The organism is Streptomyces sp. NPDC046379, from assembly GCF_055587785.1.
Genome location: NZ_JBVJFP010000018.1, coordinates 119,884 through 134,826, shown reverse-complemented (window position 1 = coordinate 134,826; position 14,943 = coordinate 119,884). Strand labels below are relative to the sequence as shown.

Annotated in this window: 19 protein-coding genes; 6 read left to right on the top strand and 13 right to left on the bottom strand. The window is 70.0% G+C overall.

What is annotated here, in order from left to right:
• From ACZ6KF_RS27985 to ACZ6KF_RS27970, 4 genes are all read left to right on the top strand, one after another.
• The coding region (locus ACZ6KF_RS27985) for a (Fe-S)-binding protein (RefSeq protein WP_469240909.1) at positions 1-576 on the top strand (576 nt) is incomplete at its 5' end.
• A 295-nt stretch (positions 577-871) separates the two neighbouring features.
• Positions 872-2,377, top strand: coding sequence for an FG-GAP-like repeat-containing protein (locus ACZ6KF_RS27980; RefSeq protein ID WP_469240907.1), 1,506 nt, complete (start codon positions 872-874; stop codon positions 2,375-2,377).
• A gap of 36 nt (positions 2,378-2,413) precedes the next feature.
• On the top strand, positions 2,414-3,397 hold the full coding sequence (locus tag ACZ6KF_RS27975) for a Yip1 family protein (protein WP_469160230.1): 984 nt from the start codon (positions 2,414-2,416) through the stop codon (positions 3,395-3,397).
• A gap of 218 nt (positions 3,398-3,615) precedes the next feature.
• The gene (locus tag ACZ6KF_RS27970) at positions 3,616-5,037 is read left to right on the top strand and encodes a recombinase family protein (RefSeq protein WP_469240905.1); all 1,422 of its coding nucleotides are present in this window, start codon (positions 3,616-3,618) and stop codon (positions 5,035-5,037) included.
• 3 nt (positions 5,038-5,040) lie between these two features.
• Here the strand turns inward: ACZ6KF_RS27970 and ACZ6KF_RS27965 are convergent, their stop codons facing one another.
• The 11 genes from ACZ6KF_RS27965 to ACZ6KF_RS27915 all read right to left on the bottom strand — a co-directional run bounded on the left by ACZ6KF_RS27965 (position 5,041) and on the right by ACZ6KF_RS27915 (position 10,719).
• A complete protein-coding gene (locus ACZ6KF_RS27965; RefSeq protein WP_469240903.1) occupies positions 5,041-5,196 on the bottom strand; it encodes a hypothetical protein in 156 nt (51 codons plus the stop codon).
• Complete coding sequence (gene repSA, locus ACZ6KF_RS27960) at positions 5,180-6,568, bottom strand: replication initiator protein RepSA (RefSeq protein ID WP_469240902.1); 1,389 nt, start codon at positions 6,566-6,568, stop codon at positions 5,180-5,182. Before repSA ends, ACZ6KF_RS27965 begins: the two co-directional genes overlap by 17 nt.
• Positions 6,569-6,572: 4 nt before the next feature.
• Positions 6,573-6,752 (bottom strand): hypothetical protein, encoded by a 180-nt coding sequence (locus ACZ6KF_RS27955; RefSeq protein WP_365829893.1) that lies wholly within the window; start codon positions 6,750-6,752, stop codon positions 6,573-6,575.
• A gap of 94 nt (positions 6,753-6,846) precedes the next feature.
• A complete protein-coding gene (locus ACZ6KF_RS27950) occupies positions 6,847-7,392 on the bottom strand; it encodes a GGDEF domain-containing protein (RefSeq protein ID WP_469240900.1) in 546 nt (181 codons plus the stop codon).
• A gap of 3 nt (positions 7,393-7,395) precedes the next feature.
• Positions 7,396-7,722 carry a SpdD-like protein gene (locus tag ACZ6KF_RS27945; protein WP_365829851.1) on the bottom strand — a complete coding sequence of 109 codons (327 nt, stop codon included), beginning with the start codon at positions 7,720-7,722 and terminating at the stop codon, positions 7,396-7,398.
• 12 nt (positions 7,723-7,734) lie between these two features.
• Entirely contained in the window at positions 7,735-7,890 is a 156-nt protein-coding gene (locus ACZ6KF_RS27940; protein WP_469240897.1) for a hypothetical protein, read from the bottom strand.
• A gap of 14 nt (positions 7,891-7,904) precedes the next feature.
• Complete coding sequence (locus ACZ6KF_RS27935) at positions 7,905-8,093, bottom strand: mobile element transfer protein (RefSeq protein WP_030820282.1); 189 nt, start codon at positions 8,091-8,093, stop codon at positions 7,905-7,907.
• Between the two features lie 4 nt (positions 8,094-8,097).
• Positions 8,098-8,280 carry a hypothetical protein gene (locus tag ACZ6KF_RS27930; protein ID WP_365829853.1) on the bottom strand — a complete coding sequence of 61 codons (183 nt, stop codon included), beginning with the start codon at positions 8,278-8,280 and terminating at the stop codon, positions 8,098-8,100.
• A gap of 19 nt (positions 8,281-8,299) precedes the next feature.
• A complete protein-coding gene (locus ACZ6KF_RS27925; RefSeq protein ID WP_469240895.1) occupies positions 8,300-8,968 on the bottom strand; it encodes a DUF2637 domain-containing protein in 669 nt (222 codons plus the stop codon).
• Positions 8,969-9,046: 78 nt separating this feature from the next.
• A complete protein-coding gene (locus ACZ6KF_RS27920; protein WP_469240893.1) occupies positions 9,047-10,387 on the bottom strand; it encodes an FtsK/SpoIIIE domain-containing protein in 1,341 nt (446 codons plus the stop codon).
• A 2-nt stretch (positions 10,388-10,389) separates the two neighbouring features.
• Positions 10,390-10,719: an SCO3933 family regulatory protein gene (locus ACZ6KF_RS27915; RefSeq protein ID WP_365829857.1), complete on the bottom strand. Its 330-nt coding sequence runs from the start codon at positions 10,717-10,719 to the stop codon at positions 10,390-10,392.
• 159 nt (positions 10,720-10,878) lie between these two features.
• Here ACZ6KF_RS27915 and ACZ6KF_RS27910 point away from each other — a divergent pair, with 159 nt between their 5' ends.
• Both ACZ6KF_RS27910 and ACZ6KF_RS27905 read left to right on the top strand, forming a co-directional pair.
• Entirely contained in the window at positions 10,879-11,673 is a 795-nt protein-coding gene (locus tag ACZ6KF_RS27910) for a GntR family transcriptional regulator (RefSeq protein WP_469240890.1), read from the top strand.
• On the top strand, positions 11,670-12,335 hold the full coding sequence (locus ACZ6KF_RS27905) for a YdcF family protein (protein ID WP_469240888.1): 666 nt from the start codon (positions 11,670-11,672) through the stop codon (positions 12,333-12,335). Before ACZ6KF_RS27910 ends, ACZ6KF_RS27905 begins: the two co-directional genes overlap by 4 nt.
• Before the next feature lie 1,049 nt (positions 12,336-13,384).
• Here ACZ6KF_RS27905 and ACZ6KF_RS27900 read toward each other — a convergent pair.
• Both ACZ6KF_RS27900 and dcd read right to left on the bottom strand, forming a co-directional pair.
• Positions 13,385-13,894 (bottom strand): phosphoribosyltransferase, encoded by a 510-nt coding sequence (locus ACZ6KF_RS27900; RefSeq protein WP_469240886.1) that lies wholly within the window; start codon positions 13,892-13,894, stop codon positions 13,385-13,387.
• Positions 13,895-13,914: 20 nt separating this feature from the next.
• Complete coding sequence (gene dcd, locus ACZ6KF_RS27895; RefSeq protein ID WP_356635775.1) at positions 13,915-14,490, bottom strand: dCTP deaminase; 576 nt, start codon at positions 14,488-14,490, stop codon at positions 13,915-13,917.
• Positions 14,491-14,943 lie beyond the last annotated feature (453 nt).

Here is a 14,943-nt window from a genome sequence, read left to right as displayed (position 1 = left end):
CCGCACTGCCTGAACACGCTGGGCAACGAGTACCCGCAGCTCGGCGGCGACTACGAGGTGGTCCACCACACGCAGCTGCTCCAGCGTCTGGTCGACGAGGGCCGTCTGGTGCCCGTCACGCCGGTGGAGGGCATCATCACCTACCACGACCCGTGCTACCTGGGCCGCCACAACAGGATCTACACGCCGCCGCGGGAGATCATCGGCCGGGTGCCGGGCCTGCGCAACGAGGAGATGCACCGGCACAAGGAGCGGGGCTTTTGCTGCGGCGCGGGCGGTGCGCGGATGTGGATGGAGGAACGGATCGGCAAGCGCATCAACAACGAGCGCGTCGAGGAGGCCCTGGCCCTCGATCCGGACATCGTCTCGACCGCCTGCCCGTTCTGCCTGGTCATGCTCACCGACTCGGTCAACGGCAAGAAGAACGAGGGCACGGCGAAGGAGACGGTCCAGGTCGTCGACGTCGCCCAGCTCCTCCTCGACTCCGTCAAAACCCCGGTGACCGACGAGGAACCGCCCGCGGGGGAGGCCGGCTCTCGGTCCGAGGACGCGCCCGAGCCGCAGCCGGTGAAGTAGCACGCCGGCCGGCACGAGAAGCACGGCGAAGGGCCGCCCCCCATGGGGCGGCCCTTCGCCGTGCACCAACCGGTCGCCGCCCCGCACGCCCCGGTCGCCGCCTCCCCTCCGCTCCCCGCACTTGCCGTACAACCCTCACCGCCCGGCGCGGGTCTCTTGATCGCCACCACATCGTGAACGCGGGGAGAACTCACGGACACCTCCCGCCGAACCCGGCGCTCGCGGTCGTCGGTCGCACCCATCGACCGCGGATGCCCGCCGACCGGGCGTCCCCGTACGCCGCAGGAGAACCCGTATGACGCACACCCTGCGCATCGCCCTCGCGACGGCCACCGCGGCCGCGCTGACGGGTGGTCTGCTGACCCTCACCGCCGGCACGGCGACGGCCGCCGACTCCACCCGCATACCGCAGGCGGACTTCAACGACGACGGCATCGGCGACGTCGCCTTCTCCGCCTTCGGCGCCTCCGTCAACGCCAAGAGCCAGGCGGGCCAGATCATCGCCCTCTACGGCACCCCGGAAGGCGTCTCGGACGGTGACCTCACCGGGGACCTGTCGGGCGACACCCCCAGCGACACCATCAGCCAGAACAGCAACGGCGTGCCCGGCGCCGCCGAGGCCGGGGACGAGTTCGGATTCGACTCCGCCTACGCCGACTTCAACGGCGACGGCTTCGACGACCTCGCCGTCAGCGCCCCCGGCGAGACCGTCGGCACCGACACCAACGGCGGCCAGGTCGTGCTCCTGTGGGGCTCGGCCGACGGGCTGACGGCGGGGCCCGTGATCACCGACCCGGCCCGCTCCTCGCACGACTTCTGGGGCAAGACCCTCGCGGCCGGCGACTTCGACGGCGACGGCAGGGACGACCTCGCCGTCGGCAGCGACACGCCGACCGTCCACGTCTTCCGCGGCGGCTTCGGCCCGGCCGGCGCCCTGGGCGGGCGCTACACCGTCAAGCCCCCGATCCTCGGCGGCGACGCCGGCGGCCCGCTCAACCTGACCGCGGGCAACGTCGACGGCGGCCCGGCGACCGACCTCGTCGTGGACGGCTTCGAGACGCAGACCGGGTACGGCTGGAACCGCAACTACTTCATCCCCGGCACCGCGAGCGGCCTGGACTCCTCCGCCGCCGAGGCCCTCAAGCCCGGCGTGATCACGGCGATCGGCGACATCGACGCCGACGGTCACGGCGACATCGTCAGCGGCGCCTACTGGAACCCCACCACGCAGGACGGCACCTCGATCCCGTACTCCGGCAAGGGCGGCAAGGTCTGGGTGACGTACGGGTCCGCCGACGGCCCCCGCACCGGCGACGCCACCGGCATCACCCAGAGCACCGCGGGCGTCCCCGGCACCGCCGAGGGCAACGACTTCTTCGGCTACGAGCTGGACCTCGGCGACGTCAACGGCGACCGCTTCCTCGACCTGGCGATCGGCGTCGCGGGCGAGAACCTCGGCGACGACACCGACACCGGCTCGGTCACCGTCCTCTACGGCTCGGCGAGCGGACTGGACACCGTGACCCGGGCGCAGTCCTTCCACCAGGACACCGCGGGCGTGCCCGGCACCGGCGAGGACAACAACCGGTTCGGCCTCGACGTCAAGCTGGACGACGTCACCGGCGACGGCAGGGCCGACCTGCTGGTCGGCTCCGCCGAGAACAACGGCAACGGCCTGGTCACCTTCCTGCCCTCCACCGGCACGAGGATCACCGCGACGGGCGCCGGTGCCGTGGCCCCGCAGTGGACGAACGTCTCGACGAGCGGATACCCGTACTTCGGCGCGAACTTCGCCGACTGACCCCCTTAAGGGAACGGCTGGACGCCCCCGTAAGGGATGTCACAGCTCGGCCGCAAAGCCGGGCCCGGAAGCCCGGGCCCGGCACGTCCCTCCGCGGGACCAGGTACGTTCGAAGGCGTGGCTGGATTCAGGATCGGACGCGGCGGCCGGGACGACCGCGCCCCGCACACGCGACCGCAAAACCCCCCGTACGGTCAGCAGACGCCGCAGGGCCCGGCGTACGGCTACCCGCCGCCGCCCCAGCCGGGACCGGGATACGGCGGCTACGGCCCCGGCGGCGGCCAGTACGGCGGCCCACCCGCGGGCCACGGCGGCCGTCCCGGCGACGAGCCGGAGTACTTCGGCGACCACCACGCCGCCCCCGACCCGTACGCGGCCAACCACCCCGGTCACACCCAGGCGTTCGCCGTCGGCGAGGACCCGTACCACCAGAGCGAGACGTACCGCGCCGGCTCGGCCGCGCCGTCCGGCCCGATCGGCCCCCGCCTGCACTGGAAGGCCCTGCTGAAGGGCATCGTGACGTCGCCCCGGCAGACCTTCCTGCAGATGCGCGACTACACGATGTGGGGCCCCGCCCTCGTCGTGACCTTCCTCTACGGCCTGCTCGCGGTCTTCGGCTTCGACGGCGCCCGCGAGGACGCGATCAACGCGACCCTGTCGAACGCGGTGCCGATCGTGCTGACGACCGCGGTGGCGATGGTGCTGAGCGCGTTCGTCCTGGGCGTGGTCACCCACACCCTCGCCCGCCAGCTGGGCGGCGACGGCGCCTGGCAGCCGACGGTCGGCCTGTCCATGCTGATCATGTCCCTCACGGACGCCCCCCGCCTGGTCGTGGCGATGTTCCTGGGCGGCGACGCGTCCTTCGTCCAGATCCTCGGCTGGGCCACCTGGGTGGCGGCCGGCGCGCTGCTGACGCTGATGGTGTCCAAGTCCCACGACCTGCCGTGGCCGCGGGCGCTGGGCGCGTCGGCGATCCAGCTGGTCGCGCTGCTGTCGATCGTGAAGCTGGGCACCTTCTAGGCACGCTGCGCGGAGGGGGCCCGCCCCCCCCTCCGCCCACGCTCCCGATCCCTCTCGGGCGCTGCCTCTCAGGCGCTCTCAGGCGCTCTCAGGCGTCGAGAACCTGTCCGTCCCGGCGCACGACGGGGGGCTCGACGGACCAGGCTGACTTGACTCTATGACGGTAGTAGTCTGACCCCTGCTCAGGAGGCAGGGGAGGCCCGATCTTGGCACGCAGGGTGGGGATCTACACCCGCATTTCGCGGGACGACGAAGGCGACGCCCTCGGTGTCGCGCGGCAGCAACAGGACTGCGAGCGTCTGGCGGATCTGCGGTCGTGGCAGGCCGTGAAGGTCTACGAGGACAACGACGTGTCCGCGTTCAAGCGCAACGTCGTGCGCGACGAGTTCGAGCTGATGTTGAAGGATCTGCGCGCCGGCCTCATCGACGGCATCGTGGCCTACGATCTCGACCGGCTCGCCCGGCAGCCGAGAGACCTTGAACGCCTCATCGAGATCTACGACGAGCGCCCGCGGCTGGAGTTCGCCACCGTCACCAATGACGTCAACATCGGGACGCCAGACGGCCGCACCATGGCGCGCATCATGGTCGCCTTCGCCAACAAGTCGTCGCACGACGCGTCACGCCGCATCAAGCGGAAGCACCTGGAACTGGCCCAGCAGGGCAAGGACAGCGGCGGGCCCGCACCGTACGGATGGCGGAAGGACGACCGAACCAAGGTCGACCCGGAAGCGGCCAAGGCGATCCGCGAAGCACAGCGCGAGATTCTGGCCGGCGTCCGCATCGGGACCATCCGCACGAGGTGGCAGGAGCAGGGCTTGGGCAACCCTCGCGAGGGCACCAAGCGCATGGCCCACCACCACGTCGAGCACATCCTGACCAATCCCCGGTTGGTCGGCTATCGGACCTATCACGGCGAAATCCTTCACGGTGACGACGGCCGGCCCGTCATGGGCGAGTGGGAGCCGATCAACACGCTCGAAGAGTGGGAGGCGGTGTGCGCGGCGATCGCCGAGCGAAAGCAGAAGCGCCCCGGAAAGTCGCTCGCCCGTAAGTACCTGCTGTCAGGGATCGCCCGCTGCGGACTGTGCAAAACCAAGATCCGAGGCCAGATCAACCAGCGCTGGCAGCCGGGATCGAAAGCCACCAGGTTCACCTACCAGTGCTCCGTGGTGAACGGCGGCTGCGGCAAGGTCGGCCGCACCGGAGAACCCGTCGACCGGCTGATAGCTCAACTCGTGTTGGAGGAGCAGCGCGCGCGGGCGTCGGTGACGAACGTACCTGTCGAGCAGCGATGGCCGAAGGAGGCCGAGTTGGAGCAGGTGAACGAGGACATTGCCCAACTGGTCGAGGCCGAGCGGACGAAGCAGATCACGGTGGCCACTCTCTTGCAGCTCTTGCCGGCCAAGGAGCGGTTGCGCGACGAGCTGAAGTTGGAGCGTGCCCGGTTCTACAAGGAGCAGAAGCAGGCGGAGGCCAAGAGCGAGACAGCGAACCTGACGGTTGACGAGTTCTTCGGGCTACCGATCGAGCGGCAACAGGAGATCGTGTTGCACAGTCTGTCGGCTGTGATCATTCACCCGGCAGGCAGGGGGCGCCGCAAGTTCGACCCAAGCTTGATCGAGCCCGTTTGGCACTAACGGTCAGGCCCGCCCCTGCAACACGAGCGCCCGGCGTACCCACTCCTCATCCCGCTCGGGAGCCCGACGGAGATGCATCTGGATCCACTCCTCCGTCGTCATGACCGTCTGCTCCGCCGTGTTGTTACGGGACTGCCGCTGCTTAACGTTCGTGCTCATCGGGTGCACCTCCTGTCAGTTCCTCGCGTGCGATCTCGCGGCTGTGCTGGATGTCGCGGCGGATGTTGGCGGCGAGCCAGGATTCGCCGGGGGTGTGGCCGTGGCCGGCGTAGGTCCAGTGGGCGAGGGTGAGCGTGGTTGCTTCCTCGTCGTCGGGGTCGGGCAGGCCGAGGGCGGCGCGTTGCTGGGCAGCGCGGTAGTCGGCGCGGACCTGGCGGAGAGCGCCGAGGGTGGTGGAGAAGCGGCGGGATTTGGTGGAGAAGTGGCCGCGGAAGCCGAGCATGTGGGCCCAGTCACGGAGCTTGCGGTCCGGGTAGAGCGGGTGCAGGTCGAGACAGGCGGCGATGAGCCGAGCCGGGTGGTCAGGGACGCCGAGGAGGGTCAGGGCCTCTTTGTTGCCGATGCGGCGGTCGATGGTGCCGGTGGTCTCGGCGGCTTTGGTGGCGTACTTGGCGACATAGGAGGCGACGGCCTGTTCGGTGATCTCTTCGCCGTCGCCGAAGGCCCGGATCGGGCGTACGTCGAGCTGGGTGCCCCACCGCAGGGTGCGGGCCGGCTGGTCTCCGGCCGGGGGTACGTCGACAGCGACGCGGGCGACGGTGGCCTTGATGGCGCCGGTGAGCAGGTCGAGAGTGGCCCAGGCCGGCGGGTGGTCATCGGGTCCGTCGGGTCCGTCGAAGCGGATCACGGCGTGGAAGTGCACGGCGCCGCGCTTTTGGTATTCGGCGACCTTGCCGAAGGAGACGCGGGAGGCTTCACGGGCGTCCTTCTGGGTGAGACCGGCCCTTTTGGCGATCTCGCGGCGCAGGTAGATCGTGAAGTAGCGCCACAGCTCGGAGGCGTGGTTGTTCCACAGCACGGCGCCGGCGTAGTCGTACGTCTCGGGGTCGAGCGGGGTGCCCAGCTCGGGGGCATCGTCGGGGTGGTGGGTGCCGCAGCGGCAGGGACGGTTGCCAGGCCGGTTGTGGACCGGGCCGAACGACGGCGCGGTGAGGGTGGCGAACACCCGCGGGTGGTCCCGGATCGTCTCGGGGGTGCCCTTGGCCGGGTCGCCGACGAGGCCGGCACGGATGAGGTGGTAGGTGTCGCCGGCGTAGGTCCAGGCGCAGGACGGGCAGCGGGAGGCGCGGCGGTTGCCGCAGGCCACGCGCAGGACGCCGCCGGGTTCGGTGTCGGTGGAGTACGAGTGCAGGACTTGCCGGGTTTCCCTGTCCCGGACGACGACGGAGCCTTGCAGGCGGATCGGGTCGGTGCAGCCGCCGGTGCGGCGGATCTGCTCCTGGATGCGGTCGAAGCCGTAGGACCCGGCCAGCCTCAGCACGTCGGCGAGGGTGGCCGGGTTTAGGCCCGCCACGGTGGCGGCGTCGGTCACGCGGTCACCTTCCGATCCGGACGACGCTGGCGGGGGCGGTGTGGCCGGTGCCCTTGCAGGTGGGGCAGGTGACGTGGAGGGTGGCGCGGGTGCCGTCGCGGTGGCGGGTGCCGGTGGTGATGGCGACGACGGGGAAGCCGTCGCAGGCGCGGCAGACGCGCGGGGTCCGGGCGTGCTGGGGCATCATGAGGTTTCCCTTTCGGGTCCGTCGGATCTGGAATGGGTGCAGGCGCCCGGAGCGGCGGAAGTTTGGCGACCGAGGCCGCTCCGGGGGCCGTTCAGTTGTGGACGTTGCGCCTTCCGTGGCCCTTGGCCGCGTACATGCCGGCGTCGGCGTGGGACAGAGCGTCGGTGAGTGCGGCGACCGGCAGGTCGATGCGGTGGCAGAAGCCGACGGAGGCGGAGACCGGTAGCAGGCGCCCGTCATGGGCCACGGGCCGGGCGAGGGCCGTTTGCAGCGCGGTCGTGCCGGGGGTGTGGGCGGGGTCGGTGACGATGGCGGCGAACTCGTCTCCGCCGAGGCGGGCGGCGATGCCGTGGCGTCCGCACCAGTCGCGCAGTCGGCGGGCGGTCGCGGCGAGGACGGCGTCACCGGCGGCGTGGCCGTGCGTGTCGTTGGTGGCCTTGAAGTCGTCCAGGTCGATCAGGACGACCAGCGCGGCCGGGTGCCGGGTGAGCAGGTGTTCGGCGCGGGCGGTCCATCCGGCGCGGGTGTGCAGTCCGGTCAGCGGGTCGCGGCGGGCGGTGGCCAGACGGCGCAGGAGCAGTCCGCCGTGGACGGCCCAGCCGAGGGCCGGTAATGCGGCAGCGATCACGGTTTCCATGGCTCACCGTCCCTTGTGCAGGTCGTTGACGAGCAGGCGCAGGACGACGGCGACCAGGGCGATGGACACGCCGGTGATGGCGACCGCGAGGAGCATGGAGACCAGGACCGCGCCGACGACCAGGACCACGGCGCCACCACCGGCGGCGAGGGCGAGTGCGCTGCCGGGGGTGAGCTGAACCGTGGGCCGGGCCGAGACCGGGGCCGGGGCGACAGGTGCCGGCGGCGGGGCCGGGGTGCCCGGGGTGATGATGGTCGGCTCGACGGCGACCGCGGGCGGGGTGGCCCTGCCGGTGGGCTGGGGCATGGACGGGAGCTTGGGCCGGAACATGAGCAGGTCTCCTTACTTGACGACGATGGTGAGGGCGGGGGCCAGGATGCTGTCGGCGAGGAGGTAGCCGCCCAGGAGGAGCACGGCCACGAGCCACCACGGCGGGCGGATGAGCTTGACTCCGAGGAAGCCGACGGCGAGCAGGGCGAGCCAGAGCGGAACGTCCATGACGCGGGGTCCTCCTATGCCTTGCAGCGGTGGGTACGGGCGGCGAGTTCGGCGCCGGCGCGGTCTCGGTAGTCGGCGGAGAAGCCGCAGCCGGGGGCGGTGCAGGCGGCGGTGTGCCGGTCACGGCCCCGGCCGTCGTAGTACGTGGCGACCTGCACGGGGCCGATGCGGACGCGGTCGCGGAAGCGGCGGTAGACGGCCATGGGGTCAGCCCTCCTGTCGGAGGCTGGGGCCGGGGAACTCAGCGAGGATGCGGGCGGCGGTGTCGGCATCCGGGGTGCGGTCGGCGGCTTCCTCGGCGAGCAGCCGGGCCAGGGCGGGGCGGCCGGTGACGGCCATCTCGCGGGCGGCGCCGATGAAGTCGGCGGGGCGGTCGAAGGACCGGGACATGAGGCGAACTCCTTTCCGATCAGATGAGTTGGAGTTGTGCGGCGATGGCGTCGACCATCGGGGCGGGCAGACCGAGCCGGGCCGACAGGGCGTCAGCGGGCATCGGTGTGCCGGTCGAGGCACGGTGTGCGTCGGCGATCTTCCGGGCGTGGTCGAGCAGCGCAGCCGGGACGACCGGCGCGGGGGTTGGGACGGGCGGCGGTGGGGCTGGTGCGAGTTCCGGCGCGGATGGCACGGGCGGGGCGGGGTCGGGGTCGTCGGTGCGGTGCATCTCGACTTCCGGCGCGGCCGGTTCGTCGTCCACGGGCTGCACGGGGGTGGCCGGTTCGGCGGGGGTGTGGACCAGGAGGGTTCCGCCGAGGAAGGCCAGCGCGGGCCAGCCGGCGACGAGGATGCGCAGCCAGGCGGGCACCTGGTCGAGGTCGAGGAGTCCGGCGGTCGCGACGTTCGCGCCGAGCGAGGCAGCCAGGGCGATGACGAACCAGGTCCAGGCCGAGCGGTCCCGCCGGGCGGTGCGCAGTCGGCGCCAGGCGGCAACCAGCAGCAGGTCGACCGAGACCGGGTAGGCCCAGGCTTTCCAGCCGGTCTGTCCGGCGGCGGCGGCGAGGTCGTGGAGGTGGGCGAAGGACAGCGCACCGGCGATGACGGCTTGGACGAGTACGGCGTCCAGGCGGATCGAGCGGAGCATGGGGCACCTCCCTTCGAGGGGGTGTCGGGCCGGGGGGCGGGCGGGAAGCAGGTGTCCGGTCGCCCGCCCCGGGCGGTGTCAGTCGGTGACCGGGCGGGGCTTGACCAGCGACGGACCGGTCTCCGGCGCCTCGGCGGGCACGTAAGGGCGGAACGGTTCGAGGGCGGGAAGGTCTGGGACCAGGTGGGCGAACTCCCGGCAGACCGCGACGACATCCGCGCGGGAGGTGTTCGGGGTGCGGATTTTCGACCAGCCGCCCGTGGAGTCCGCCGCTACAGCCGTGCCGGGGCGTTCCATCGGGATCAGGCTCGCGACCGGCACCGCGTCCGGGGCGACGTCGGCCAGGCCCATTTCCGCGGTCTGCTTGTCGTTGACGCGGTGCACCACGCGGCCGGTGAGCTGAGCGCGGAGCATGGTGGCGCCTTTGCCCAGATCGGAGCCGAAGCGCTGCCCGCAGATCTCCAGGTAGACCCCGACCGCGCGGGCCATCTGCGCCAGCCGGATCAACGCGGTCACGATCTTCTCGCGGCGTTCCTCATCCTTCTTCGAGGAGATCAGGAACAGTTCCGCCACCTCGTCCACCAGGACCACGACCGGCACCGGACGGGAATCTGCGGGCAGCTCCCACACGTCGGAGACACCGTGCCGGCTCAGCAGGTCGAAGCGGTCTTCCATCTCCGCGACCAGCACCGCAAGCAGGGAGGCGGCGTCGTCCGGGGTGGTGACCAGCGCCGAAAGCCGGGGCGCGAACGCCCGCTGTTCGACACCGCGCTTGCAGTCGATGCCGACCAGCGCCACCGGCAGTTGCGCCAGTCCTTTGATCAGGTTGCGCAGGTACATCGACTTGCCGGAGTGGTTCGCGCCCAGGGTGAGCGCCATGGGGGCCTTGCGGTAGTCCCGCTCGAAGGCGGTCCCGTCCTCACGCAGCGCCACCGGCACCACCAGGTCATGCGGGGCAGCCTTGCGCGGCATGCGCACCCGGCGCAGCACGTCATAGCCGGTCATGCGCAGTTCCACGAACCCGGGCTTGGTCTCCACCACGGTCACGGAGTGCACGCCCCAGGCATGCCGCAGCCGCTCCGAGGAGGCGACCACGTCGGCGGGCTCCAGCCCGGCCGGCAGCCGCAGCGTGACCCGCAGGCCGGTCGAAGTGGGACGCACCCGGCGGATCTTCGGCGGGACCGGCTGCACCTCACGGCGAGCGACGTTGCGGGTCATGAACGCCCGCAGGCCGGACGGCTGCACCGTCAATCCGCACACGTCCATCGTGGACCGGTAGGAGAAGGTGAACCGGCTCCAGGCGAGCGGCATCCCGACCAGCGACCAGTACACCCGCGGAGCCCGGACCTTGGCGTAACCGAGACCGCCAGCACCCACTAACGCCCCCGTGGCCTCCAGCCACATCGTCAGGTCGGCCATGGTCAGGCCGCCGCCGTGATCGCGACCGCGCGGAACGAGATCCCGTGCCGCTTCTGGCCGTTGAACTCGTTCTCCCAGTCCCGCGCCTTCAGCCCGACCACTCGCACCGGCATGCCCGGCATCAGACCCTCCGGGATGCCCGTCTCCGGGACGGTCACCTGGTAGAGGTTGCCCTCACCCTCGTCCGAGACCAGCAGGCCCACGGTCGACAGGCCCGCACCGGTCTCCCGGTCCAAGGCCCGCTCCCCAGTCTTCTTGTTCGCCATCTTCGGTTCCGGCGCGGTCGCCACGAACACCACGGCGGTCGAGAGGTCGATTTTGAAGGAAGGCATCAGTACTCCCAGCGTTGATGTCGGAGCAGCCCGATAGGGCCGCGTGATGCCCGCTGTCCTAGGACTGCGAGCCGCTGAGAGAGATAGTGCATCGCAGTCCTAGGACTGTCAACAGTCCTAGGACTATGTTTCACTGGACCTTGTCGAGAGGGGTTCGAGATGGCGCCCAAGTGGCGGGAGCTGGCAGACAAGCTGGCCGAGCAGATCAGAAGGGGTGATTACGCCCCCGGCCAGCGACTGCCGCACATCAGAGAGCTTGTTGAGGCAGGCGAAGGCTCCAAGGCCACCGTGCATGCCGCCTACAAGGCGCTGGAAGCCGAAGGTCTGGTCACCTCGTCGCGCGGCCACGGCACGGTCGTGCGCCAGCAAGTTCCCCTCAAGCGCTTGGGTATCGCCCGCTACGACAAGGCCAAGTGGCGGGACGGCGACGAGGTCGCCTTCATCGCGGACCGTGTGGCTTCGGGGCGGGGGTACCGCCGGAACGAGCAGACCCAGACGGTCAGTCGCGTCGTGGCGCCACCGGAGGCGGCAGCCGCACACGGGCTACCGGAAGGCGCCGAGGTCTACGCCCGCGCGCGACTGGTCAAGGAAGGGGACCAGCCGACCCACACGCTGACCAGCTACTACCGGCCTGAGCACGTGGAAGGTACGCGACTGGTGGACCCCACGCCGGGGCCCGCCGGCCGAGGCGGTGGATTTCGCGTGCTGTACGACGCGGGTTACGAGATCGATCACATGAAGGAGCGACTGTTCGCCCGTGCCGCCACACCGGACGAGGTGAAGCAGCTCCAGCTGCCGCCGGGCGAACCGGTCGTCGAGCTGCATCGGACGACCTACACGGCCGACGGCACCGTCGTGGAGTTCGCCATCGGGGTACACGCGGCATCGCGCTTCGCATGGGAGTACGACTTCAAGGTGCCCGACTCGGCGAAGGACAGGGAAGGTAAGCAGTGATCTCGACGCAGGATTGGGCAGACGCCCGGCGCGTGTGGGAGTACCACCAGATGGGCCACTCACCCCGGCCGTGCTCGGTTGCCATCGGACTCGGCAGCCACGACCTGGGCGTGGCCGACACGGCAGTGGACCTGTACAAGCGCGGCATGGCCCCGCTGCTCCTGTTCACCGGTGCCACCAGCCCTACGACGCGGGAGCGCATGCCCCGCGGTGAAGCCGTCCACTACCGGGAACGGGCACTGGAGCTCGGCGTCCCCAGTACGGCCGTTCTCGTGGAGCCGCGAGCCCGCAACACGGGCGAGAACATCCGCTTCTCGCGAGAGCTGTTGGAAGAGGTGGGGATCGAGGTGTCCTCGGTACTCCTGATCAGCAAGCCGTATGAGGAGCGGCGGGCGTATGCCACCGCGCGCAAGCTCTGGCCCGAAGTCGAGGTCGTCAGCGCTTCCACTCCTATGACGCTCGACCAGTACGTCGACTCCATCGGTGACGCCCGTCTGGTGATCGACATGCTGGTCGGTGCGCTTCAACGACTGATGATCTACCCCGAGCAGGGATTCATGATCAGCCAACCGGTACCCGCCGACGTGCGCGAGGCATACGAGCGCCTGTGCCAAGCCGGATTCACGAGCCGACTCCTGACCACCGACGCGCCTTCGGCTTGACCCGGGCAAGAGCGAGAGCTGTTACAGGTTTCTCTACCTCATCAAGCCCCGGCTGCGCTCCGCTCCGCCGGGCGCGCTTCCCGGCTCCGCTCCGCCGCCGCTCCTGCCTTCGGCCCGCTCCGGCGGGCTGCGCCGACGCGCGCCCACAGGTGGATAGGGCCGGAAGCCATGAGGCGATCACCACACACAACGCCCGCGGGTCAGAACAGTGCCTCCGGCGGGGGATCGGCCGACACCGGGATGGAGGGAGCGCCGTTCCCGACTGCGGGCCCGTAGGGGCGTGCGCGGGGTGCTCCCATCCCGTACGCCATCGACCCAGGCAGAGCCGAGCAGACGCGGCCCATGGCGTCCAGGTCGTTCGTACAGTGGCGCGCTCCACCTGGACGCCATGAACCACGCCTGCTCCACGGTGTGTGGGTCGACGGCGTACGGGATGGGAGCTGGGGAGAGTGGGGGTGAAGGAAGTCGGACCGCTAAGGCAGATAGGGGTGACCTTCCGCAGTAGCCACATAGGGCCTGCCAAGAGGGCGATGTAGGCTAACGAGGTCTCCCTGGGTAGCAAGATTGCAACCCGAGAGTGCAATATTGCATTGCGACCTGGGGTTGAGGAGCCCTTCACGCACAGGAGCCCCACCTCGGCGGGTAAGGCCGAGGTAGGGCCCGTGGGTGGAGTATCGAAGCGGGTCCGGCCGAGCTGCGATTGGCCGGACCCGTTTCTCATGGTCCGCCCATCAGCCGGTTCCTGCTCCGACGTACAGCGCTAGCGCGCCAACTGCTCCACACAGCCTGCGAGTGCCGTAATCGCTGTGAGAATCGCAATCATGATCTCGGCCCTTGTGAGGCTCCGACGCGGATCACGTTCCGGCTCATCCGGCTTCCGCAGTTCTGCCATGTCACACTTCCAGTCCGGTCGTGCTAACCCCTGGCGTACTGGGGTCTTCGGCCCTTGGGTCCGAAGCTCGGGATGGACCGGAAGTGGACGGCAGTAAGCATATCTGTCGGCACTGACAGTCCCGGGGTCTCCAGGGGAGCACCGACACTGAACTAGTTCAGAAGGCCTCCCTGTTGGGCTTAGCGGACTCTCCCGACCTATGTACTGGAGGCAACACACTCCAGGGGAAGTTGATCCAGTCGTCGGTCCGCTTCCACACGTAGTCGCACTTCACCAGCGACTGCGACTTCTCGTAGATGACGGCGCTGCGCACCTCGGCGACGGCGTCGAGACAGAAGTCGCGCACCAGCTTGAGCGTCTTGCCGGTGTCGGCGACGTCGTCGGTGATCAGGACCTTCTTGTCGGAGAAGTCGACGACATCGGGCACGGGAGCGAGCATGACCGGCATGTCGAGGGTGGTGCCGACACCGGTGTAGAACTCGACGTTGACCAGGTGGATGTTCTTGCAGTCGAGGGCGTAGGCGAGCCCGCCGGCGACGAAGACGCCGCCGCGGGCGATGCTGAGCACGACGTCGGGCCGGTACCCGTCGTCGGCGACGGCCTGGGCCAGCTCACGGACGGCCCGCCCGAACTGCTCGTAGGTGAGGTTCTCGCGTACGTCACTCACGTCGATCGTGTCCGTCCCGCTCAGACCTGGGTCCGGTGGAAGTTGAGGAAGGACCGGGAGGCCGTGGGCCCGCGCTGCCCCTGGTACCGGGACCCGTACCGCTCACTCCCGTAGGGCGCCTCGGCGGGCGAGGTGAGCCGGAACATGCACAGCTGGCCGATCTTCATACCGGGCCACAGCTTGATGGGGAGGGTGGCGAGATTGGACAGCTCCAGGGTGACGTGCCCCGAGAAGCCGGGGTCGATGAACCCGGCGGTGGAGTGGGTCACGAGCCCGAGCCGCCCGAGCGAGCTCTTGCCCTCGAGCCGGGAGGCGAGATCGTCGGGAAGCGTGATGACCTCGTACGTCGAGGCGAGCACGAACTCCCCGGGGTGCAGAATGAACGGCTCGTCCCCCTCGGGCTCCACCAGACGCGTGAGATCCGCCTGCTCGACGGAGGGGTCGATGTGGGGATAGCGGTGGTTCTCGAACACCCGGAAGAAGCGGTCGAGTCGTACGTCGATGCTGGACGGCTGCACCATGGATTCGTCGTAGGGATCGATCCGCACCCGCCCGGCGTCGATCTCGGCCCGGATGTCCTTGTCAGAGAGAAGCACGCCCCGAGGATACGCAAGGCGCGCGGAGCCGCCACAACCGGACGACTCCGCGCGCTTCGGTCTGCCTGCCGCTGCCTGCCTCGGCCCGTCCGCTACCGCTTCTGCAGGCTGACCGGCACCACGCTGCGCAGCCGCGCACAGCGAGGACACCGGACGAGCCGCCCGGGCCCGAGGCGCTCGGCCTGCTGCATCGGGAACGAAGCGGTGCTGAACACGTGCCCATCGGCACAACGGACGACGGTGCGCTCCATCAAGTCCTAGAGTCCCTTCCCCAAGAGCCGCGTCTGGCTGGGATGCCGTGACGACGAAAGCCACATTACGGGACGATCAGGACGACCCTCCAGGCGGCACTCCGGTCCCCCCGGACCCTCCACCCACTCCCCCACCGTACGCCCCAACTCCGCTTCCCCGCCTGCCCCGTCCACCCCCGCGAAAACACACGGGGCCCCACGG